Source organism: Bacteroides sp. QWL-09 (assembly GCF_058683585.1).
The window spans coordinates 650,290-674,000 of record NZ_CM178748.1; the positions used below are offsets into that span (position 1 = coordinate 650,290).

The 23,711-nt window shown below is 42.0% G+C and carries 15 protein-coding genes; 12 read left to right on the forward strand and 3 right to left on the reverse strand.

All coding sequences use genetic code 11. The annotated features are described in order from the left end of the window. The first annotated feature begins 3 nt into the window (after positions 1-3). The 12 genes from AC4PG5_RS02520 to AC4PG5_RS02575 all read left to right on the forward strand — a co-directional run bounded on the left by AC4PG5_RS02520 (position 4) and on the right by AC4PG5_RS02575 (position 18,405). Complete coding sequence (locus AC4PG5_RS02520; RefSeq protein WP_492029891.1) at positions 4-660, forward strand: NAD(P)H-dependent oxidoreductase; 657 nt, start codon at positions 4-6, stop codon at positions 658-660. Between the two features lie 25 nt (positions 661-685). Continuing rightward, on the forward strand, positions 686-1,099 hold the full coding sequence (locus tag AC4PG5_RS02525) for a DoxX family protein (RefSeq protein WP_492029892.1): 414 nt from the start codon (positions 686-688) through the stop codon (positions 1,097-1,099). Next, positions 1,099-2,211: an alkene reductase gene (locus tag AC4PG5_RS02530; protein ID WP_492030668.1), complete on the forward strand. Its 1,113-nt coding sequence runs from the start codon at positions 1,099-1,101 to the stop codon at positions 2,209-2,211. The genes AC4PG5_RS02525 and AC4PG5_RS02530 overlap by 1 nt, the downstream gene beginning before the upstream one ends. Positions 2,212-2,849: 638 nt before the next feature. Further along, on the forward strand, positions 2,850-3,212 hold the full coding sequence (locus tag AC4PG5_RS02535; RefSeq protein WP_492029893.1) for a BlaI/MecI/CopY family transcriptional regulator: 363 nt from the start codon (positions 2,850-2,852) through the stop codon (positions 3,210-3,212). Positions 3,213-3,379: 167 nt separating this feature from the next. Further along, the gene (locus tag AC4PG5_RS02540; protein WP_492029894.1) at positions 3,380-5,227 is read left to right on the forward strand and encodes a TlpA family protein disulfide reductase; all 1,848 of its coding nucleotides are present in this window, start codon (positions 3,380-3,382) and stop codon (positions 5,225-5,227) included. A gap of 4 nt (positions 5,228-5,231) precedes the next feature. Further along, the gene (locus AC4PG5_RS02545; protein ID WP_492029895.1) at positions 5,232-7,094 is read left to right on the forward strand and encodes a M56 family metallopeptidase; all 1,863 of its coding nucleotides are present in this window, start codon (positions 5,232-5,234) and stop codon (positions 7,092-7,094) included. A 367-nt stretch (positions 7,095-7,461) separates the two neighbouring features. Further along, positions 7,462-9,009 (forward strand): type I restriction-modification system subunit M, encoded by a 1,548-nt coding sequence (locus AC4PG5_RS02550; protein ID WP_492029896.1) that lies wholly within the window; start codon positions 7,462-7,464, stop codon positions 9,007-9,009. After that, positions 9,006-10,175, forward strand: a complete 1,170-nt coding sequence (locus AC4PG5_RS02555) for a restriction endonuclease subunit S (protein WP_492029897.1) — start codon at positions 9,006-9,008, stop codon at positions 10,173-10,175. The genes AC4PG5_RS02550 and AC4PG5_RS02555 overlap by 4 nt, the downstream gene beginning before the upstream one ends. A gap of 1 nt (position 10,176) precedes the next feature. Further along, on the forward strand, positions 10,177-11,304 hold the full coding sequence (locus tag AC4PG5_RS02560) for an AAA family ATPase (RefSeq protein ID WP_492029898.1): 1,128 nt from the start codon (positions 10,177-10,179) through the stop codon (positions 11,302-11,304). 156 nt (positions 11,305-11,460) lie between these two features. Beyond that, on the forward strand, positions 11,461-14,052 hold the full coding sequence (locus AC4PG5_RS02565) for a TrlF family AAA-like ATPase (protein WP_492029899.1): 2,592 nt from the start codon (positions 11,461-11,463) through the stop codon (positions 14,050-14,052). Continuing rightward, on the forward strand, positions 14,031-15,218 hold the full coding sequence (locus AC4PG5_RS02570; RefSeq protein ID WP_492029900.1) for an RNA/DNA-binding domain-containing protein: 1,188 nt from the start codon (positions 14,031-14,033) through the stop codon (positions 15,216-15,218). Before AC4PG5_RS02565 ends, AC4PG5_RS02570 begins: the two co-directional genes overlap by 22 nt. 79 nt (positions 15,219-15,297) lie before the next feature. Then, entirely contained in the window at positions 15,298-18,405 is a 3,108-nt protein-coding gene (locus AC4PG5_RS02575) for a type I restriction endonuclease subunit R (RefSeq protein WP_492029901.1), read from the forward strand. 139 nt (positions 18,406-18,544) lie between these two features. Here the strand turns inward: AC4PG5_RS02575 and AC4PG5_RS02580 are convergent, their stop codons facing one another. From AC4PG5_RS02580 to AC4PG5_RS02590, 3 genes are read right to left on the reverse strand one after another with little or no spacing between them, the layout of a single operon-like run. Further along, positions 18,545-19,798, reverse strand: coding sequence for a PNGase F N-terminal domain-containing protein (locus AC4PG5_RS02580; protein ID WP_492029902.1), 1,254 nt, complete (start codon positions 19,796-19,798; stop codon positions 18,545-18,547). Between the two features lie 54 nt (positions 19,799-19,852). Further along, on the reverse strand, positions 19,853-21,907 hold the full coding sequence (locus tag AC4PG5_RS02585; protein ID WP_492029903.1) for a sugar-binding protein: 2,055 nt from the start codon (positions 21,905-21,907) through the stop codon (positions 19,853-19,855). Positions 21,908-21,921: 14 nt separating this feature from the next. Then, the gene (locus tag AC4PG5_RS02590; protein ID WP_492029904.1) at positions 21,922-23,277 is read right to left on the reverse strand and encodes an alpha-L-fucosidase; all 1,356 of its coding nucleotides are present in this window, start codon (positions 23,275-23,277) and stop codon (positions 21,922-21,924) included. Positions 23,278-23,711 lie beyond the last annotated feature (434 nt).

Consider the following 23,711-nt stretch of genomic DNA (forward strand, 5'->3'; position numbering starts at 1 on the left):
AGTATGAGAAAAGAAGAAATATTGGCTGCTTATCAGTTTCGTCACGCTTGTAAAGAGTTCGATCCAACGAAACAGATCTCTGATGATGATTTTCGTTTCATTTTAGAAACGGGACGCCTCTCCCCAAGTTCCTTGGGACTTGAGCCTTGGCATTTTTTAGTGATTCAGAAGCCGGAACTACGTGAACGACTCAAAGAGCGGGCATGGGGAGCCACACTTAAATTGGAAACAGCCAGTCACTTTGTGGTCTGTCTGTCGATGAAGGCTCCTTTGATCCGTTTTGATGCTCCATATGTTGAGGATTTCATGAGACGGGTTCAGAAACTTCCCGAAGAGGGCATTAAGGCTAGAATCGGATTCTTTGAAACGTTTCAGAAGGAGGATTTTCAGTTAACTAACGACCGGGCATTGTTCGATTGGGCGGCTAAACAGAGTTATATTGCTTTAGGGAACATGATGACTGCTGCGGCACTTATTGGAATTGACTCTTGCCCGATTGAGGGATTTCATTCGGCTACATCCGAAGCGATCCTAGCGGAGGAACTTGGAATCGATTTCTCTCAATATGGCATCGCTTATATGGTGGCTTTTGGTTATCGTAAGAGTGATCCGGGAGAAAAAACTCGTCGCCCGATGGAGGAACTGGTGAGTTGGTATTAAGGTCTAACTAAAAAAGGAGGAAAAGATGAAAGATATTACGACTAAGCAATGGGCCTACTTTTTACTTCGGCTGACGGTAGGTGTGAATTTCTTTGGACACGGTTTGGTACGTTTGCCAAAGATCGGTGGGTTTAGAGATTGGATGGTTGAACTGTTTAATGGTTCTTTACTCCCAACTTCTCTGGTTTCGGCTTTTGCGACGGCATTGCCGGTTTTGGAATTCTCTGTAGGACTATTGATGATTTTAGGTTGGTTTACCAAACAGGCCTTGTCGGGAGCGGCACTGCTGATTTGTGCACTAATCTGGGGATCTTGCCTAATTGAAAAGTGGGATATGGCTGGCGGTCAGATGCTGTATGCTTTGATGCTGTTTGTGCTTTTGTTTTATGTCGAACACAATCGTCTATCGATCGATCAATGGGGGAGGAGGACTAAATGATGCCATCTGTATCTCATTTGTTTGAGCCTTATTCTTTAATGAGGGCTCAGTTGAAAAATCGTTTTGTAATGGCACCTATGACTCGCTCGCGGAGTACCGATCCGGGAGGTGTGCCAAACGAATTGATGGCCTTGTATTATACTCAGCGAGCTTCGGCGGGACTGATTATTTCCGAAGCGACTCAGATCTCTCTTCAGGGACAAGGATATGCCCGTACGCCGGGTATCTATTCTCCTGAACAGGTGGAAGGATGGAAGCAGGTAACCAAGGCGGTACATGAAGCCGGAGGGCATATCGTTCTCCAGTTGTGGCATGTGGGGCGTGTTTCCAGTGCAAAGGTGAACGGTTTGGTTCCGCTTGCGCCTTCGTCAATATCGGCCAAGGATACGAGTGTTTATGTTTTCGATGGAGCGCCCGGAGGTGATGCAATCTTCGTGCCGGTCGACCAGCCTCGTGAGATGACTTTAGATGATATCCGTCGGACGGTTAAGGATTTTGCACTAGCGGCACAACAAGCTATCGAGGCCGGATTTGATGGCGTTGAAATTCATGGCGCAAATGGCTATCTCATCGATCAGTTTCTGCGCTCTAACTGTAATCGGAGGACCGATGAATATGGAGGTTCGGCAGAGCGTCGTTTACGTTTTCTTACAGAGGTCACGACTGCGGTTGTTGAAGCCGTTGGTGCCGAACGTGTGGGCGTGCGTCTGTCACCTTATATTCGATTCAAGGATATGGATGATCCTGATATTTTGGATACGATCATGTTGGCAGCTGCCGAGTTAGATCGACTAGGAGTGGCTTATCTTCATCTTTGTGAAGCCGATTGGGATGATGCGCCTCAGATACCGATAGATTTCCGTCGGCATCTTCGAACATTATTCCGAGGAACTATTATTGCGACAGGTAATAAAACGCCTCATGAGGGTTCGGATCTCATAGCAGATGGCTGGGTTGACCTGATCGGGTTTGGCCGGAAATTTATTTCCAATCCGGATTATCCTGAACGAGTGAAGAATGGGTATCCTGTGAATGAAAATCTTCAAACGCGCAAACTTTTTGGTGGTGGCACTGCTGAAGGGTATAGCGATTATTTGCCTTACGTGGTTTAAACTTGAAACTAAGTTTGTAATTGAATGGGTTAGCTGACGGTTTAATCCATTGTTGATCGACCGATTGTGTTATTTGTTTAGTACAATCGGTCGATTTTTGTTTGTAATTTCCTGCTACAAGGCTCTGATGAGCTGTTTCTTGAAAGAGTGATACTCTATTGGCGAGGCTTTGTCGCTGAAGTTTCGTCAGTTAAGTTTTGTCGGCGAAATCTTGTTACTAATGTTTTGTTGGTGGTGTCTCATTGGTTAGTAGATGTTGGCAATTTATTTTCGTGCCGCACTGTCGCAATCCCGTGGTGCACTGTCGTGTTTTTGTATCGCATTGTCCTAATTCAGCCCCGCATTGCCAGATTCTAGTAGCGCATGGTCGCGTTTTTGTCGGGCGTTTCCTCGCTTTTGCGGGTCATTGCTATCTGTTCATCATTTACGAGGGAATCGGTCGAGCGTTATTCCTGCTTTTTTATTCTGGATCGCTTATTTTCTGAGTAAAAAATTTGACTTTATGTTTCCAATGCTGTAACTTTGAATATTGTTAAACTATTTTTTATAGTCATAGAACTATTCTTTTTAGTTTTTTAACTATAAAAGTTAGTTTATAAACTATAAATTCTAGTTATTTGTGGCATAAACTTATTGATATGAAGAAATTAACGCAGAAAGAAGAAGAAATTATGGGCTTTTTTTGGGAGAAAGGGCCTTTGTTCGTGAGGGAAATTGTTGATTTCTACGATGATCCTAAGCCGCATTTTAATACCTTGTCTACCATCGTGAGGGGGCTAGAAGAAAAGAAATTTATTTCACACGAGAACTTTGGCAAGACCTATCGCTATTATGCCACGGTGACCGAAGACGACTTTCGTAAAGTGACTCTGAAGGGGGTCATTAGCAAGTATTTTAATAACTCTTATTTAAGCGCGGTTTCGTCGTTGGTCAAAGAGGAGCAAATCTCTTTGAGCGACTTGAAGAAGCTGATCGAAGAGGTGGAGCAGTCGGAGTCGTGATGACCGAGATGATAGTGACGAACGGCATCTCCGTTCAATAACGAACACCACCACCGTCCAATAGCGAATGCCGTCTCCGTTCAATAACGAATGGCAAACTCGAATGGTGAACTCGAATAGTAAACTCGAATGGTAAATCCGATGAAAATCTAATGAAAAAACGACCTATGATGAAAAACTGTTTAATTCTGATGACTTTCCTAATGTTGGCTATAGCAGGATTCGGCAAGAATAAGAAAGTCGTCAATTCGCCTTATTTCGAATCTCGTAACAATAACCGACTAGAGATTGGTCGGGTAACGCTTTATCCCGATTCTACGGTGCTTCACGTTCAGATTTACGGTGAGCCCGGTCATGAAGTGGACATCCTATCGTCTGCCACAATCGAAGCGGACGGGCGTCTTTTTCCATTGCTCTCAAAGAGCGGGTTTGCTCCCAAGGGGTATACGCGTGTGCCGGCCAGTGGCTGTTTAAATGGTTGCCTAATCTTTAAACCGATTCCGTTGCAAACCACTAAGATGAACTTTTCGGAAGGAGGGGACGACGGTTGGGCGGTTTATGGCGTGCGATTGGATGGTTATTGGCCTAAGGTGACGGTCCCTGAGGAGTGGACGACGACTCCGGATGATCGCTCTCGTCCGTTGCCTGCTGCCGTGACTCAATTTGGAAAAGCCCAATTCAGAGGGCGCATCTTTGGTTTGCCGCGAGGCTCTACTCCGATAACGGTAGGGTATGTCATGAGCGATTGGGTGTGTTGGCGGTTTGCTCCTCAACCCATCTCGGTGGCTTCGGACGGTTCTTTCTCGGTCGATATCGATCTGATGACCCCCGGCATCAAGCAGTTTAAACTGGGTAATAGTGTTTTGCGTGTTTTTCTGGTGCCCGGTGGAAAGGTAGAGGTGGCGGTCGACTGGTCCTCGCTGACTTTGGCGCAGACGCATCTGTTTAAGAAAGAGATGGATAAACAGCGGAAGGTTTGGTTTAAAGGCGATTATGCGCAGTTGAACACGGAGTTGAATCAAGCAGGTTATCATTTCAACTTATTGGATGAGGTGAGCAATATTGGCGTGATGTCGACGGTGGACTTGAAGAAGGCGTTCTTGAGTTATTATGCCAAGACTAGAAAACGGTTGCTGAAAGATCGAAAGATTAGCGATCCGTTCCGCCAACTGATGTTGCTCGATCTGAGTGCAACCACCTTTTCAGGTATCTATTCCGCGAAATATATCATTGGCTATTCGCCTATACAACGAGGGCAGAAGCGGGGCGATCTGACGACTCCCGAAGGTTATTACGACGATCTGTTGAAGCTCGATTCGCTCTCTTCTCCGGCTCTGATGTTTTGTGATCATTACAAATCGGTGGCCGAAGCCTTTATGAAACATAAGCTCGATGAACGCCCCATACCGGCGTTGTGGAACGATTTTCAGCGCATCCGAACAATCGGTCGCTCGGTTTCACAGATCAAGCCGCTGACCAACGCGCAATGGCTCACCCTCGATAGTGTGGAGACTCAAGCGATTAAAGACTACGTCTTGACAGTCAACCAACGGAATGTGGAACAACTGCGGTTGGCCACGTTGAGCGACAGTACGACGGTCGTGCAGCTCGATTCGGCCTTGCGTGGTGAGGAACTCTTGCCGGCACTCTTGAAAGATTATCGTGGTAAGGTGGTGTTGGTCGATCTTTGGGCAACATGGTGCGGCCCTTGTAGGCGAGCGATGCAAAGCATGGCGCCGATCAAGGAGGCGTTGAAGGACAAAGGCGTGATCTATCTCTTTGTGACGGGTGAGACCTCTCCCGAAGGACAATGGCGTCTGGCTATTCCAAAGATTCACGGTGTGCATTATCGGCTGACGAGCGATCAGTGGAGCGACTTGTGTACCCGCTACGATTTCCCCGGTATTCCGGCTTATCTCGTCATCAATCGCTCCGGTGAGGTGGTGTATAAGAAGATCGGTTTTCCGGGAGTTGAAGAGATGAAAAAAGAGTTGTTAAATGCTTTAAATCAATAATTTTATGGGCCTTTTCTTTGCTTATGTCTTAAAATCGGCAGTCTGTCTTTCTGCATTCTATCTGTTTCATCGTTGGTTGTTGAGTCGTGACACGTTTCATCGATTCAATCGTTGGGCACTCTTGAGCGTCTTAGCGCTCTCACTGCTTCTTCCGGTACTGAAGGTTTCTTTCTTTCAGCCCACGGAGATTCACCGGACGGTGTTGACTATCGAGGAGCTGCTGATGATGGCCGACTTGTTTGGAACATCTGGGGAGGTGGCGACAACGGCAACGGAATCGGCCTTTCCATGGGTCGAAGGATTAGTTCTCCTCTATTTCATCGGTGTGGCGGTCTTTGTGATTCGTTTCGTCTGGTCGTTGACGCAGATCTTGCTTCTACTAAAACGGTGCGAGAAACGTCGATTAGAGCATGGCATAACGCTCTATCTGCACGACGAAAAGATTGCTCCGTTTAGCTGGATGAAGGCCATTGTCTTGTCGCGTACCGATTTCGAAGAGAGTGGGCGTGAGATCTTGATTCATGAGCAGGCTCATATTGCCAAGAGACATTCGCTCGACCTCTTGTTGGCCGATGGTTGTATCTGTGTGCAATGGTTCAATCCGGGAGCTTGGTTGTTAAAGCGGGAACTTCAGAATATTCATGAGTATCAGGCCGATGAGCAGGTGCTTAATGAAGGCGTAAACATAAAACAATATCAACTATTATTAATAAAAAAAGCTGTCGGCACAAGGCTCTACTCTATGGCCAACAGCTTTAATCACAGTAAACTTAAAAAACGTATCACTATGATGTCAAAAGAAAAATCCAGCCCTTGGGCACGGTTGAAGTACCTTTATGTACTTCCTTTAGTTTCAATTGCCGTAACGGCTTTCGCACGACCGGAAGTAGCGGAAACGCTGAACGATCTTTCAACGCTCAAAGTTACAACTTTAAATGAGATGATCGAACAACCACAAGTTAAAATCTCAGAAACGGTGGTTAAAGACACAGTAAAGGTTCAACGGAAACGGACAGAGAAAGTTGTAATTCAGCTTCCGGATGAAATGCCACGATTCGAAGGTGGGTCATCGGCTTTGATGGAATTTATTCATTCTAACTTCAAGCGTCCGGAAAATAAAGAGTATGAGAATAAGCGCGTCATTGTGCAGTTTGTAGTTGAAAAAGACGGTCGGGTGACTAACCCTACTGTGATTCGCTCAGTTGCTCCGGAGGTTGACCAAGAAGCGTTGAGAGTGGTTCGTATGATGCCTAATTGGATTCCTGCGGTGCAAGATGGAAAATCGGTTACAACGAAATATACGGTGCCTTTTTCTTGTAGTTCTAAAGAAAAAGTTTGCTCAATAAAGGCTACGTTGACTTCGGGTAAGGTTACGGTGACGAGCTCCGATCAGTCGGCCGAGGGTAAGCGTTTGATCATTATAGATGGTAAGGAAATCTCTGAGACTGATTTGGAGAGTATTGATGCCTCGACGATTGCTAGTATGTCGGTTTTAAAAGGAAAGTCGGCTATTGCTACTTACGGTGAGAAAGGCAAAAACGGAGTGATTGTGTTGACCACCGGTCCGAAAAAAGATCATTCAACCGCTTTGGGGGGCAAAAAGGTCGATGGTAATCGGACTAGCGATAGCGATGGCGTAGCTGAAATGATGGTGATTGAAGGTGTTGTGAAAGATGCTTCCGGTAACCCGGTTATTGGTGCTGCTGTGACGGTTAATGGTAAAACGATGGGTACGGTGACTGATACTAATGGTCTGTTTAAGTTGAGAGCACCAAAAGATGCCGAGATCAAGGCTTCCTATATTGGGATGAAGTCGGTACTCAAGGTGGCTTCGGCTAAGATGGCTTTTAAACTCGAACAAGAATAAGCGAAGCAATATCGCTAATTGTGGAGACGATTATAAAAGACGCACCCATCTGATTAATGATCAGATGGGTGTGTGATTTTAACCCTATTTGTATCGTTTTAAGGGGCAATTGCAACGATGCAAATAAGCATAAATCGAGAACCTTCGCTCTTTAATCATCGAAAGCTTTGCCTAAAAAAGTGAAAGCTTAAAAAATAAATAACTACATTTGTCATTAAAATCATAGAAATTTAGGTCAAGCAATCACAATGCAAACGGATAACAGCGTTTTAGATCGATGTGTATCGTTCGTTGTCTTATGCACAAATGTGGTCTTCAACCCAGCCGAACACCTAAAGTTAAAAACTAAAAATAAAACGATAAGAAAATGACAAGTATAAATCAACGTGATGAATTGCAAAATAAGATTTGGAAGATAGCCAATGAAGTGCGTGGCGCTGTAGATGGCTGGGATTTTAAACAATTTGTTTTAGGAACGCTTTTCTATCGTTTTATTAGCGAGAATTTTACGAATTACATTGAAGGAGGAGATGCTAGTATCAACTATGCCAACTTATCGGATGAGGTGATCACTCCGGAGATCAAGGATGATGCGATTAAGACCAAAGGGTATTTTATCTATCCCAGTCAGCTTTTTGTTAACATTGCCAAAAATGCCAATACTAATTCCAATCTGAACACCGACTTAAAAGCTATTTTCGACGCTATCGAAAGCTCGGCAAGTGGCTATCCGTCGGAAGATGATATTAAAGGCTTGTTTGCCGATTTTGATACGACCAGTACGCGACTAGGTAATACGGTTGAGAATAAAAACAGTCGGTTGACAGCGATCTTGAAAGGCGTGGAAGAGTTAAACTTTGGAAATTTCGAGGATAACCAAATCGATCTATTTGGTGATGCTTATGAATTCTTAATCTCAAACTATGCCGCGAATGCAGGAAAGTCGGGAGGTGAGTTCTTTACTCCACAGCATGTTTCCAAACTTATTGCACAGCTTGCCATGCATAAGCAGATCACAGTTAATAAAATTTATGACCCTGCTGCCGGTTCTGGTTCCTTGCTTTTGCAAGCTAAGAAACACTTCGATAATCACATCATTGAAGAAGGTTTCTTTGGTCAGGAAATTAATCATACCACCTATAACCTTGCTCGTATGAATATGTTTTTACACAACATCAACTACGACAAGTTTAACATGGCACTAGGTAATACGCTTTTAGATCCGCATTTTGGTGACGACAAACCTTTCGATGCCATTGTCTCTAACCCTCCCTATTCAGTCAACTGGATTGGTTCCGACGATCCAACTCTGATTAACGATGATCGTTTTGCTCCTGCCGGCGTGCTTGCTCCAAAGTCGAAAGCTGATTTTGCCTTTGTACTGCATGCTTTAAGCTATCTATCCGGTAGGGGAAGGGCGGCTATTGTCTGCTTTCCGGGTATCTTTTACCGAGGTGGTGCTGAGCAGAAGATTAGAAAATATTTGGTAGATCATAACTTTGTAGAAACGGTGATCTCTTTAGCTCCAAACTTGTTCTATGGGACTTCGATAGCAGTCAATATCTTGGTGCTTTCCAAAAACAAAAAGGAAAATAATACCCAGTTTATCGATGCTAGTGGTGAGGGCTTTTTCAAGAAGGTAACGAACAACAATATTCTTGAAGACGAACATATTGAGAAGATTATGACAATCTTCGATCGCAAGGAGGATGTGGAGTATGTTGCTAAATCTGTCGATAATAAGTTAATTGCTGAGAATGATTATAATCTCTCTGTTAGTTCTTATGTGGAAGCAAAGGATAATCGGGAGGTGATTGATATTACAAAGCTGAACGCTGAGATTTCGGAAACGGTGACTAAGATCGATAAACTTCGTGCGGATATTGATGCTATTTTAAAGGAGATTGAAGCATGAGTTATTTAGATAAATTATTGCAAGGTGCTAAGGTGGAGTGGAAGACGCTAGGGGAAGTAGCTGAATTAAAACGAGGAAAGACCATTACAGCTAAGAATAAATCAGATGGTACTATTCCTGTAATTAGTGGTGGACAAAAGCCTGCTTACTACAATTCGGAGTTTAATCGAGAAGGTGAAACTATAACTGTAGCTGGTAGTGGTGCTTATGCAGGTTATATTATGTATTGGAATGAACCAATTTTTGTTTCTGATGCTTTTACGGTTAAGCCTATTTTAAGCATTGTTGATACAAAATATATTTTCCATTTTTTATTAAATAATCAGGAATGGATTTATAATTTGCAAAGAGGTTCTGGAGTTCCACATGTATATCCAAAAGATTTAGAAAAACTCTTTATTCCCATTCCTTCACTCTTCATTCAAAAAGAGATTGTTCGTATTCTAGACACGTTTACAGAGCTTACAGCAGAGCTTACAGCAGAGCTTACAGCAGAGCTTACAGCTCGTAATAAGCAGTATAACTACTATCGAGATCAGTTGCTAAATTGTGAAAAGAATGAAGTTGAGTTGAAGCCATTGGGAGAGATAGGAGAAGTTCGGATGTGTAAGCGTATTCTTAAAGAACAAACTTCTTATGTTGGTGAGATTCCTTTTTATAAGATTGGTACTTTCGGTAAAGATCCAGATGCCTATATTTCAAAAGAATTGTTCGACGAATATAAAGCAAGATACAACTATCCTAGAATAGGAGATGTGTTGATTTCTGCAAGTGGAACAATTGGCAGAGCTGTTATTTTTAATGGTATAGATGCATATTTTCAGGATAGTAATATTGTGTGGATTGAAAACGATGAGAAACATATTTTGAATAAGTACTTATTTTATTGCTATCAGATTGCGAAATGGGAAATTGCTGAAGGTGGTACTATTCAACGGCTTTATAATGACAATTTAAAGAAAACAAAAATCCCCGTTCCATATCCAAACGATACAAAGAAATCACTCGAAGAGCAAAAGCGCATAGTTTCAATCCTTGATAAATTCGATACCCTCACCACTTCTATCAGTGAAGGTCTTCCCAAAGAGATCGAATTACGTCAAAAGCAATATGAGTATTATCGGGAGAGATTGCTCACATTTCCTAAGGACAGTTTAAATCTATAATATGGGACAGACATTAACAGAAATAGCACAAACTCTAAGAGGGTCTTGTGAAACAGTTCAATTAATCTATGCATTTAATGGCATAGGAAAGACAAGATTATCTCGTGAATTTAAAGAATTAGTAGCACCAAAAGAAAATGAATCACATGAACCAGATGATCAAAATTCAACAGGCAAAATAATTTATTATAATGCTTTCACTGAAGATCTATTTTATTGGGATAATGATTTAGGTTCAGGCTCAAATCGAAAACTAAAAATACAGCCTAATGGTTTTACTAAGTGGATTATTGAAGATCAAGGTCAAGATGGACACATTGTGGCAAACTTTCAACACTATACCAATGATAAACTAATGCCACATATCAACACAAATGATAATGAAATAACTTTTTCTATTCAAAGTGGCAATGAAGAGAACATTGAAAATATAAAGATCTCGAAGGGAGAAGAAAGTTGTTTAATCTGGTGTGTGTTTTACAGCCTATTAAAAGAAGTTGTTGAAGTTTTAAATAATGAACAGGATGAGCGCGAAACTAATCAGTTTGATGAGTTGGAATATGTTTTTATTGACGACCCTGTAAGTTCATTAGATGATAATCATTTAATTGAGTTAGCAGTAAATGTCGCGGAATTAATAAAATTAAGTAAATCAAGTTTAAAGTTCATTGTTACAACGCATAATCCGCTTTTTTATAATGTGCTATACAATGAGCTTAATTTAAAATCTAAGAATAAGAAGGGGAAAGAGTTTTGTTATATGCTGAGTAAACAGGAGGATGGCACTTTCAATCTTCAAGGAAAAATTGGTGATTCGAACAAAAGTTTCTCCTATCATCTCTATATTAAACAAGTCATTGAAGAAGCTATTGAAACGAATAGTATTGAAAAGTATCATTTTATGCTTTTACGGAATCTATACGAAAAAACAGCAAATTTTTTAGGGTATCCCCAGTGGTCGGATCTACTTCCAGATGATAAACTAACTTATTACAATAGGATAATTCAGTTTACAAGTCATTCTACGTTGTCTTATGAAGCAATACCAGAGCCTACTGAGCCAGAGAAAAAAATAGTGAAATTTCTACTCAACCATCTTGTCGATAATAATTATTGGAAAGAATCGTAATCGCCGACTTCTTACTTATACTGTAACCGATACCGGAAAGTTGTTGACTAAACACGAGGAAATTGCGCTGAAATTGAATTTTAATTTATATTTTTGTAAATCCTCCTTCTGGGAGAGAATTTCAGTGAGATAACCGAAAAGTAGATTAGTAAGATTATGGATAGAAGTACATTATTCCAGAATGGCACGACTTGGCTTCGTGCTGATTTTCATTTGCACACGAAGGCTGATAAGGCGTTTCCGTATTGTGGCGATGAAAATGATTTTACAAGAGCGTATGTCGATAAACTTGTGGAAAAAGACATTCGTGTTGGAGTAATAACCAATCATAATAAATTTAACAAAGGTGAATTCGTTGCGCTGAAAAGGGATGCCAATAATAAAGGGATTGGTTTATTCCCGGGAGTGGAGTTCTCTTTAAACAATGGACTTCATATCCTTATCGTCTTTGATGAAGCTTGGTATAAAGGGGAGAGTGATTCGATTAATGATTTCCTGCGTACTGCTTTTTATGGTATTCCTAACTTTGATATTCCTCCTTACCCTAACTCTTCTTTCGATTTGGCTACAACCGTGGAGAAGTTGGATAAAATAGGATATAACTATTTTATCGTTCTGGCTCATGTGGATACAACTAACGGATTGAATGTGGTCTTAAAGGGACGTACCCGGGAAGATTTTGTTCAACAAGAGGCTTTTCAGAAAGTGCTGGCTATACAAAAAAGCGGTAATTGGGACAACTATAAAACGTTATGCGAATTAGCCGGTAGAGAGATCGCTTGTGTGGAAGGTTCGGATAATGCGGATAAAGGCATCGAAGGTATCGGAAACGGAAGGGTGACTTATCTCAAAATAGGGGATTTCAATTTTGAGGCTTTACAATATGCTTTGCTCGATCATAAACACCGTGTCGGGAAGGAAAAACCTCTGATACATAATTCTTGGATCAAATCGATCTCTTTTCAAGGGGGATTGTTGAATGGCAAGTCGATCTTCTTCTCTCCTGAATTGAATAGCTTGATAGGTATTCGTGGTAGTGGGAAATCGTCTATTTTGGAGATACTACGGGATGCACTGAATATTCCTCTAGGCTCTCAGGCTATAGATGTGGGGTATAAGAAGGATTTAATTCAGTATATATTAAAGAGTGGCGGTAAGGTCGTTATTGAGCTGATCAATCGGCACGGGGCTTTGTATCGAGTGGAGAAGATTTACGGCCAGAAAGAGGATATTTATAAAGATGGGGTTCTACAACAAGGTATAACTTTGGATGCCATTCTTCAACGTCCTATTTATTTTGGACAAAAGGATTTATCGAATAAAGATGCTGATTTCGAGAGTGATTTGGTTAGGAAGCTCATTGGGGCTAAATTGGATGTGGTTAACAAGAAGATCGATGATCAAAGACGTGTGATAGATGGAATCGTCTTTGCGTTAAAGAAATTCGAGAACCTTTCTTTACTCAAAAATGAAACTGTAGCGATCAGAAATAATGCAGAGCATCAGTTGAAATTGTTTGTGGAAAAAGGGGTGTCGGACAAATTACAGAAACAGACTAACTTTGATTCGGATATCAATAAGGTGAATCAATATATCGTAGGTTTGGAGAGTTATATCGGAGAGGTCACTGCTCTTATTCAGAATAATAATTATTTGTCTAAACCGATCACTCTTTCGGCAATGAATCAGGAGGTAACCGAATTGGTGCTCCGTAATCAAGAGGGCCTGAAGCTTGAAATGAATAAGCTGAATGAAATTGTCAAAAATGTGCAGCGTTCGAAGGAGGCATTTGTGCAGATACTCACGCAACTGAAAGATAAAAGGGAGGCACTAAAGGAGGAGTTTGCTCAAATTAAACGAGAAATCAATATTCCGGAATTGAATCCGGATGATTTCATTAAAATCAATCGGGAGCTGGAGACTTCTAAATTGAAACTGAATGAAATTGAAAAGTCGGAAAGTAAAAGGGTGGAACTGTTACACTCTTTGTCGGAAGCTTGTGTGAAATTGGATTCTTTATGGCATGAGGAATTTACGACCTTACAATTGGAGGTGGAGAAGATCAATAGCGGTAGTACCAAATTATCTATCGAGTTGGGCTATAAGGATCGGAAGGATAAGTTCCTAACTAAGTTACAAGATTTCTGCCGCGGTTCGGGCATTCGATCGACGGCTTACGATTCTATTGTTCAGGCTTATGCGGATTTTGTGGATATCTGGAAGGATAAGTTCTTACGATTGACGGATATCTTGAATGAGAGCCAATTGGTCGATTTTAAGAAGAGATTCAATGAGCATCTTGTCGACTTGCTGACTTTTAAGGTCGACAATCGGTTGACGATCCGGTTTGAAGGTAAACCTCTGAAAGATCATTCTTTGGGGCAGAGGGCTTCGGCTCTGATTCTTTTTCTTTTAACTCAGAAAGAAAATGATATATTAATCATTGATCAACCTGAAGATGACTTGGATAATCAAACAATCTACAAGGATGTCATTCGGGAAATAAAAAAGCTGAAAGGGGAAATGCAATTTATCTTTGCGACGCATAATGCCAATATACCCGTGTTGGGTGATAGTGAAGTCTTGGTTGCTTGCGAATATATGGATGGCAAGGAGATCAAATTGGATAATGGAAGTATTGACTGTCAATCTATTCAAAAAAAGATTATTAATATTATGGAGGGCGGAAAAGAGGCGTTTGATTTCAGACGTAATATTTATAAAATATGGGAGGTAGCGGATTTATGAATATCGTTGAATTATTAGATATTGTTAGTACCGGGGAAACGAGTAAAGTGCAATTTAAAGAAGATCTTCCCCAGAAAGATAGCATCACTCAAGAAATAGTAGCAATGTCTAATTCGATGGGGGGAGTTGTCTTGATCGGCGTGAAGGATGTTACCGGCCAATTGGTCGGTTTGTCGGCCGAACAGATTGAGGAGTACGATAGAGTGATTTCTCAAATTGCGGATAATATTAAACCTATCGTATATATCTCTACTGAGGTGATCAGAGTGGATGTGGAGGGTGCGATGAAAAACATCCTTGTTGTTCATGTTCAAGAGGGTATCAACAAACCTTACAAAACGGCTAAAGGGGAAATATATGTTAAGCAGGGTTCAAACAAACGTTTGGTGACTGATAATGCTGAAATCATGCGATTATTCCAACATAGTGGAAATCTGCTTGCTGACGAGATGGGGGTATATGGTACGTCTATTGATGATATTGATAAAGAGGCTTTTTCTGAGTATTTTAAGAAAGAGTTTGGACAAACTTTTGAGGAAAAGGGATTAACCTATGAGCAAGCGTTGAAGGCCAAAAGAATATTACCGGATGGTCAATTGTCTTTAGCGGGAGTTTTGTTCTTTGGGAATGATCCGCAACGCATTAAGCCTGCATTTACAATAAAAGCTGTTTCTTTTATTGGCAATGACCTTTTTGGAACGCAATATAGAAGTAAACCGGCTGATTTTAGGGGTACAATACCTCAATTGTTTAATGAGGCGATGAGCTTTTTTAAATCCAATCTGCAGTATCTGCAATCTGGCCAAGGCTTTAATTCGAACGGGAAACTTGAAATATCTGAAATTGCGTTAATTGAATTGGTGCAGAACGCATTAGTGCATAGGGACTATTTTAAGAATTCACCAATTCGTGTATTGATTTTCGACGATAGAGTTGAAATTATAAGCCCGGGGAAATTGCCCAATAGCTTGACTGTAGAAGATATTAAGTATGGGAATCCGGTTATTAGAAATAATCAATTAGTCGCTTTTGCTTCAAAAACGATGCCTTTTAGTGGCTTGGGGTCGGGTATCAGACGGGCTATCGCAGAACAACCCAATATTGAATTAATAAATGATATTGCAGGTGAACAATTTATTGTAAAAATACCAAGACCGACTAAATAAAACAAAATGTATGTGTATTCTCTTTCAATCGTGAAGTGTTGATGCCTGAATACCTAAACTGATAGAGTAGAAAAACAGAATGGCACAGTATAATACTATCGCAGAAACAAATAATTTTATTGTTCTTGATGATTACACAAAGTATTTCATTGCACATGATGCTCCTGTTGGGTATCAGACGGAATCTGCCCTTGAACGTGAGTTTATTCGCGACCTAGTCAATCAAGGTTACGAAAATTTATCCAATATTACTTCTGTTGCGCAAATGCTTGCTAATGCAAGAATGCAGTTGCAGATTCTTAATGATGTGACGTTTACTGATGGTGAATGGAATCGTTATGTGGAGGAATATCTGAATAAACCGGGTGATAACCTGGTGGAAAAGACTAGAAAGATACACGATCATTATATTTATGATTTTGTGTTTGACGACGGGCATATCCAGAACATTTATTTGGTGGACAAAAATAATATTGCTCGAAATAGAGTACAAGTCATTTCACAGTTTGCACAATCAGGAACACAAGCCAATCGTTATGATGTGACCATATTGGTCAACGGTTTGCCTTTAGTACAGGTGGAGCTTAAAAAACGGGGAGTCGCTATTCGTGAGGCGTTTAATCAGGTCCATCGCTATTCAAAAGAGAGCTTTAACAGCAATAACTCGCTCTATAAATATCTACAGCTTTTTGTGATTTCCAACGGTACGGATAGTCGTTATTTTGCAAATACTGTTGAGCGTAATAAGAATAGCTTTGACTTTACCATGAACTGGGCCAAAGCCAACAATACGCTAATTAAAGATCTTAAAGATTTTACAGCGACTTTTTTTCAAAAGCAGACTCTTTTAAATGTGTTGTTCACTTATTCGGTGTTCGATACGAGTGATACGTTGCTTGTGATGAGACCTTATCAGATTGCAGCAACGGAAAGAATCTTGTGGAAGATTAAAAGTTCGTATCAGTCGAAAAAATGGTCTAAACCTGAGGGTGGGGGGTATATATGGCATACCACCGGATCGGGTAAAACGTTGACAAGTTTTAAAGCTGCTCGGTTGGCTACACAACTTGATTTTATTGAAAAGGTGTTTTTTGTGGTCGATCGTAAAGATTTGGATTATCAAACGATGAAAGAGTATCAACGGTTCTCACCTGATAGTGTGAATGGATCGAATAGTACTGTGGGCTTAAAAAGGAATATCGAGAAGGATGATAATAAGATCATCGTTACAACGATTCAGAAGCTGAATAACCTCATGAAAAGTGAGAACGATTTGCCTATTTACCAAAAACAGGTTGTGTTCATCTTTGATGAAGCGCATCGATCTCAGTTTGGGGAGGCTCAAAAGAATCTAAAGAGAAAGTTTAAACGGTTCTATCAGTTTGGTTTTACCGGAACACCGATCTTCACTGAAAATGCGCTAGGGGCAGAAACGACGCAAAGTGTGTTTGGAACGGAGTTACACTCGTATGTGATTACCGATGCCATTAGAGATGAGAAGGTCTTAAAATTTAAGGTGGATTATAATAATGTACGACCTCAATTTAAGGGGATAGAATCGGAACAAGATGAGGTTAAGTTGAGTGCTGCTGAAAATAAATTGGCATTACTTCATCCCGCTCGTATTAAAGAGATTTCTCAGTACATCTTACAGAGTTTTCGGATAAAAACGCATCGAAATTTAGGGAGCGACAACGGATTTAATGCGATGTTTGCTGTGTCGAGTGTGGATGCTGCAAAATGTTATTATGACGAATTGAACCATTTGCAACGAGGAAGCGATAAACCATTAAAGATTGCGACAATTTTTTCCTTTGCGGCCAATGAAGAGCAACAGGCCATCGGAGATATTGTGGATGAAACGTTCGAACCCTCTGCCATGGACAGTAGTGCGAAAGAGTTTTTGACTAAAGCAATTAACGATTATAATGCGATGTTCAAAACGAGTTATGGGGTTGATAGTAAGGAGTTCCAGAATTACTATCGTGATCTTGCCAAACGAGTTAAGAATAGAGAAGTGGATCTGATTATTGTTGTGGGAATGTTCCTCACAGGATTTGATGCTCCTACACTCAACACCTTATTTGTAGATAAAAACCTGCGTTATCATGGGCTGATACAAGCTTATTCACGTACTAACCGTATTTATGATGCGACAAAAACCTTTGGTAATATTATTACGTTCAGGGATTTGGAAAGTGCTACGGTTGAAGCGATTACGATCTTTGGCGATAAAAATACGAAGAACGTTGTGCTTGAAAATAGTTATAAGGAATACTTAGACGGCTTTATTGATGTTGCTACAGGAGTAGCTCGTAGAGGTTATGTTGAGGTGGTCAAGGAGTTAAATGAGAAATTTCCAGACCCGGATGCCATTGCTACGGAGAAGGATAAGAAAGCGTTTTCAAAACTTTTTGGAGAGTATTTGCGCATAGAAAATGTTTTGCAGAATTACGATGAATTTACTAAGCTGAAGGCACTTCAAACCATTGATAGCGATGACCCGCAAGCTGTTGAGGCTTTTAAAAGGATTTATTTCTTGACGGATGAGGAATTTGCTGCCATGCAGGATGTAGAAGTGCTGACTGATCGCGCTAACCAAAATTATCGTTCTGTGTATAATGATATTCGTGATTGGTTAAGACGTGAGCGAGATGGTAAAGGGGCGGAGAAATCGACTGTCGATTGGGATGATGTTGTTTTTGAAATTGACTTGCTCAAGTCGCAGGAAATAAACCTTGATTATATTCTCGAATTAATTTTTGAGCATAACAAGAAGAAAAAAGACAAAGCTTCATTGATAGAAGAAGCTCGTAGAGTGATTCGTGCTAGTATTGGCAATAGGGCCAAAGAGAGTTTAGTGGTGGACTTTATTAATGAGACGGATTTTAATGCGATCTTAGATAAAGCCGATTTGATGGATTCTTTCTTTGAATATGCACAGGGAAAACAGAAAATTGAGGCTGCTGAATTGATCAAGGAAGAGAATTTAAATGAGGAAGAAGCAAGGCGTTATATCACTGTTTCTTTGAAGCGTGAGTTTGCTAGTGAGAATGGGGTTGAACTTAATGCTATCTTGCCTAAAATGAGCCCTCTGAATCCTCTGTATTTGACAAAAAAACATAGTGTCTTTGAGAAACTGACTTTGTTTATAGAGAAGTTTAAGGGCGTAGGTGGTCAACTTTAATACATTTGGGAGGTATGCAATAACTTAAGTCCTTTTATAGATCGACTCCCCATAAAAGAATTCACCCACTTTGCAGTTCAATCAATCTGCAAAGTGGGTGAAAAATGAAAGTCTGGTATCTTAACTTCCTTCTTATTCCTTACTCTTCCCAAACCAGATAAGCCGAAACCAGCCAGTGGTTCAACTTTTCCTTATCGATTTCCTGAGCTTCCGGAATGCTTACCGTAAAGGTGTGCTGTCCCGGTGTCAGGTGATCTAGCTTGATCTCTTCGGGAACAACATCCGATCCGGGACACCAGTTCGAGCGGGAGAGGTCGGACGATGCCAACGGTTCTTCCACTTCCTTCTCGGTGTAGCCATCGTCACCGATGTACGACGCTAAGCGTTTGATGAGCCATACTCCGGTAGCCGGGTTGAATCTTCTGAATGAAGCACAGTCGTCGCGCCAAGGGGTGAAGTTGTAGATCTCTTTTTGGTCGATCGACAGGATGTTACGGCGAGGTACAAACTCGTCTCCACCGCTATGACCACCATGACCGGTGACGATGTATTTCAAACGAACATTTTTAGCACCTTTCGGAAGGGTGAATGGAGCGGTGACGCTCTTTCTCGCAAAGATATCGGGATAGCTTTGTCCGATGTAGTAAACCGTATTCATCAACGGTTCAACATGACGCTTAACGAGCTTGTCACACTCCAATCGGCTCTCTTTAAGGTCGAGCTGAAGGGTGGCCATATAGCCTTCCGGCGTCCAGGTGTCGATGAACACGCCGACATATGCTTCTTCTTCCAACAACGAATAAAGATCGGTGATGTCTTGTTCCCAAGAGACTTCTTTTTCCCATTTAGGGATGTAGACCGGACGACGTTTGGCGGTCAGCTTATCATCGTTCTGACTGTAGTGACCCACGCCAAAAGGGGTCATGAAGCGCATCAGTTCGACGGTGGGCTGATAGCCTTTCCCCGGAACGATGCCGATCATGTTTTCCAACTTTAAACTGTCGATCGCCGGGAAAGTAGAGGTTCCTTGGGCGATGTTCAGCAGATTGATGGCGGACGACTTAGGAAGAACGAAACAAGAGCCTGACTTGTCCCAACGGTCGCCATTCGAACAAACGGTTAGCTTAAGCTTGACCGATACGTTGCGTTGGTACTTCGGTAGGGTGATTTTCTTGAGGATGATTCGTCCGTTCGTTAAGTGGATGATGCCTGAACTATCTGCCTTAGAGTAACCTCCCGTATAGGTTTTCGGTACAAAGCGAACGTTTGCCTTGTCGAATACCGTGAGGGTGCAATCGCCTTTTGCCGATAGCTTCTGGTGTTTGTTAGCTGCCGTTGTTGCGACAGCTAACCCTAACCCTATAAATAGAAGACTGATTAACCTTTTTTTCATCTGATGAATGGTGTCTAACGAATAATTTCTGATGAATAATTTCTGACGAATGGTTTATTTAGCGACTTGATAACCTCTTTTTTGAAGATAGTCTTTCAACTTATACAAGTATTCTTCGCTTGGTCCGTCGAAGAAAGAGACGCCCGATGCGCCATTGTCGTAAGCTTCGTCTAAGGCTTTCTCGAAGTCTTTCTTGATATCCGGGAACATCAAGCCGGCATAGATCTTAGCTTTACCGTTAACGGTCTGTACGCTTTCTTTCACTGAACGGCCGATCCATTCCGGACCTTCGTAGTAGAATCCGTTGTAGATCATTGGGAAGTAAGCATCTAGATGCCAGTTGCCCCAATCTTGGCGTACCATCTTACGAGCCATTGAAGGACCGGGGAAGACGGCTGCAGAGATCGATTTTCCATCGGCTTTGATGGCCTTGGTGATGTGATCTACGACATGAGTGATGGCGTCTAGGCGGAAGTTGATCCACGACTGATCTTCCATTGGGAATTTGATTTCTAACGGATCTTTACCGGTTTGTGCTTTGAACTTCGCACGACACACGTCGCAATAGCAATAGTCGTATTGAGGAAGTTCAGAGGTTTGTTCGATGTTATAGTTCTTCCATAAGCTGACCGGAAGGACAACGTCCGGGAAACGAACATAGTCGAGATGAACGCCGTCTACATAAGGAAGGTTGGCTTCTTTCACATAGTCTTGTGCCAGATAATCGGCTACTCCTTCGTGGTTTGGACAAAGGAAACGGTAGTAGTCTACGTAAGCCGGTTTGTCGTAACCGGATTCTCCTTTGCGATTCACCGCATACCAGTCAGGGTGTACGTTCAACAGTTCTCTGCGGTTCATGGTCCACTTCCAGTAGTGTGCTTCTAAGCCTGCTTCTTTACACATCTTGAAGAGTGACTCTTCGTAACCTTCAAAAAGAACAGCGCTAATGCCGCACTCTTTCAATAGGGTAAACCATTTCTTGTAGCTTTCAGGGCTTTTGTTCTTATCAATACGAGTCCATACCCAGTTCTTTACGAATCGTGGAGCGATCTTAACGACAGAGAAACGACCTTCGTTGTCGATGACGTAGCGAACGTTCTGTTGAGGAACGGAAACCGATACGAGGAAGGTGTTTGCAGTGGCTTCAACGTTTACCTCAGCGTGTTCGGGCAAGCCTTTCAATTCAGCATCGGTTAAGAAGAAGTTTTCTTTAGCACGGATATAGTTGCGTTCTTTAGCGTAATAGTCTTGTTGTGCGTAGAACATCGCCCATGCAAGTTTGTAAGCTCCCATGTGGTAAGGATAAGAGAAGGTATCGGTTGCACCACCTACAGTGTTAGCCGAGAAATAAACGAATCCCCAACGTTCGGGCATGTGCATGTCGATCTTTCCGGTTGGTGTCCATACCCAGTTTTCTTCAGGGCCTTTCGCTTTCAACCACTGTACGCGTGAGAAGTTCACACGCCAAGTGTTACCGGCTTTCAATGGGTTGTTGAAGTTAACAGTTAAGGCTTTATGTGGAATTGCCATCTCAACGGTCCACGCTTTGTCTTGATCGCCGGGTTTGTTCAAGGTACCTTGGTGGTGTACTTTAAGGATCAATCCCGGGCAGTCCCATTGGATCATAAAGTTACCGCCACAACGGTAGGTTTTATCGAGCATCAAGTCGAAGATCACGCCACGAGCGTTGTTCTCGATCTCGAAGTAGTTGTGTCCGTCACCATCCGGATCAAGAAACACTTCGAAGTCGTTGTCATGGTAGATGATCGTATCGCGTTGAGTCAGACGAGCTTTGATATCGCTCTCTGCCAACGTTGCGCCGACGTATAGATAATTGTCGTCCCATAACATTTTAACTTTAGTATCGAACTTCGGCTGGGCAAAACCTGCGCCGCTGATATCGACAAACGAATCGGTATTGGCGGCTTTCTGCCAAGCTTTCTCGTTCAGCTGACCGTCGATCTTCATCTTGTCTGTGGTGCGATAACACACATAGTTCTTAGGTAAAGTCAGGCGCTCGGCATATTTCGCAAACAGATTGTTTTGCGCGTGAGCCGGTAAAATAGCCCATAGGAGTAGGGCTGTAAGTAAATAGATTGGTCGTTTCATGTTATTGAATTAAATTAGTTGCTTGAAATGATTTGTCCTTCGCCACGGTAAAGCTTGATCGGACCGTCGAGTAGGATGGCTAAGACGGTGATCTGCTCGTCGAGCACGCGTTCGGGCACATCGATATAGAGGTTGCCGGGCACGGCACTCCAATAGTTCTTGTTGTAGATCTTGTAAGGGAGAATGGTGCCGTTACCAACCACCCATACACGGTTAATCTTATTCACCAACCCTTTGACTTCGATTGGTCCGTTAGGCTTGTAAGGCAAATAAAGGTAAAGCACATCACCGGCTTTGTTCAGGGTGGTATAGCCTTGGAAATGTTCGTTCGGGATGCCGGCGCGAGTATTGTAGATCGCTTCCTTATGCTTTTTAGTCCAGCGACCGAATTCTTTCAAGATGGCCACTTGTTCGTCGGCAATCGTGCCGTCTTCTTTCGGGCCGATATCCATTAGGAGGTTACCGCCCATGCTGAGACAGTCAACGAAGGTACGAAGGAGGATGAACGGCGATTTGTAATTGGTGTCGGCATGTTGGTAGCCCCAAGAGTCGTTCATGGTCATGCAAAGTTCCCAGTGACTATCTTTCGGACGAACCACCGGTACGCCTTGTTCAGGTGTGGCGTAATCACCATAGCCTTGTATGCGTGAGTTTACAATCACCTTCGGATTGGTCGAGCGCAACAAGTTGATGATTCCCTTGGAATCCCACGATTCGGCACTTTGTTCCCAGTCGCCGTCGAACCAATATAGATCGGGCTTCCAAGTCTTGTTCAACTCGCTGAGTTGGGCGAAGTTGAATTGTACGAAGCGATTCCAACGCTGAGGGTCTTCCTTGATGCTATAACGGGTTTCTGTTCGCGTCTTGTTGGGATAATCGTTGTGCGACCAGTCGAGTAGCGAATAGTAGAAACCGAGCTTAAGCCCTTGTTTGCGTACTTCCTTAACGAATGGGGCAATCAGGTCGCGTTTGGCAGGCGTGCCTTCTACGACATTATGAGTCGATGTCTTAGTGTTCCACAAGGCCATACCATCATGGTGCTTGGTCGTGATCACGGTATATTGAGCACCACTCTCTTTGATGAGGTCGACCCATTTCTTTGGATCGTATTTAGAGGCGGTAAATCCTTGAGCTTGATTCATGTATTCATCGTAAGGAAGGTAGTTGTTGAAAAACGACCAACTTTCGGAGACTCCGTTGACGGCATAGATACCCCAATGGATAAAAATACCGAGTTTGGCTTCGTCGAACCATTCCATGCGTTTGCTCTTTTGAGCGTCGCTTTCCGGTTGACTAACTTCTTGAGCCGATAGAGGTAAACCGGCAGAAAGAATGGATACTAATGCTAGTATTAGTTTCTTGTAGTTCATAATAGATAATTATAAATGTTTAAAGTTGTGACTTGTTTTAATTTTTATAGGTTGATTAACCAGACAAAGATACATTTTATAGAGGTGGCTAACAAGAGGGAAAATGAAATATTTGCTAGAAAAAAGAGCGGATTAGGGGGGAGCCATCGCGGGGGAAAAGAGTTTTTTATGACATCTTTTTCGGTGGGCGACCCTTAAATAACTCGTGTGGAGTCTGTATCCGAAAGATAGGCTTTGACCTATTCTTTACCATCCGACGGTGGAAATGGAGTAAATGAAAAAAAGAATCAATTTTGCCGGAATCGGACTAAAAAATATGTTTTATACTATCTTTTTGATAATATTTGGAATATTGTATTTGGGTTTCGTTTATTTTTTCCTAAATTGCGGGGGTCTTGCAAAGCCTATTGCTTACTAAATGTTATACCTTAATA